The sequence below is a fragment of the Vibrio sp. OPT46 genome, from assembly GCF_015163535.1.
GTDB classification, from domain to species: domain Bacteria; phylum Pseudomonadota; class Gammaproteobacteria; order Enterobacterales; family Vibrionaceae; genus Vibrio; species Vibrio alginolyticus.
In genome coordinates this window covers 1-665 of the sequence record NZ_JADDYG010000403.1, presented here as the reverse complement: position 1 = coordinate 665, position 665 = coordinate 1, and the positions used below count along the sequence as shown (strand labels likewise).

2 protein-coding genes are annotated in these 665 nt (G+C 40.5%); one reads left to right on the top strand and one right to left on the bottom strand.

Annotation, left to right across the window (positions count from 1 at the left end):
* The coding region (locus IQR33_RS18695; protein WP_193843919.1) for a transglycosylase SLT domain-containing protein at positions 1-407 on the bottom strand (407 nt) is incomplete at its 3' end.
* A gap of 103 nt (positions 408-510) precedes the next feature.
* Here IQR33_RS18695 and IQR33_RS35900 point away from each other — a divergent pair.
* The coding region (locus tag IQR33_RS35900) for a UvrD-helicase domain-containing protein (RefSeq protein ID WP_416222686.1) at positions 511-665 on the top strand (155 nt) is incomplete at its 3' end.

The following is a 665-nucleotide window of genomic DNA, read 5'->3' as shown; positions in this document are numbered from 1 at the left end:
ACACCACCAATAAATAGATTTGCACATACATCATCTCTGACGTCTTCCCAGTTTATAGTCACACCAAGCTTACGAAACTCTTGATCCCAAACCTTAGGATTAACTTGTATTATTCCTAAATCACCAGAACCGTTCTTGGCTTTCTGGTTAGCTCCTGGCCAACCATTCTCGCTTCTCATAATTGTACGTATGTATTTAGGATGTATATTGTTTAGCTTGCTAGAGATTAAAGTACACTCTTCAATCTCACCTTTGTAAGTAAGAAGTAAATCTCGTTTACTTTTCCACGGCATGGCTTTGTACAGCCCCGTGTCGCCATGCTCTATTACATATTCGTAATAAGACCTTTCCGGTTCTTTAAGTTGCTCAAGACCGTCAGCTGCTGTTACACCCAAAAATTCAAACATAGACGTAATCCTCCGTTAATTGAAATATATCATTTAACAACAAAAAACAATAGACTGAAGTTGACTTTGAGGCCGAATTAAAATACCATATATAAACACTTTAATGGGAGGGATGAGAATGAAATTAACCGCGAGTCAGTATGAAGGAGTCAACACGACGGGAGTACCTTGCATGATTAATGCGGGGGCAGGTAGTGGTAAGACTCGCGTTATTGTGGAGAAGGCCGCGACATTCATTGAGTCAGGCTTGGAACCCTG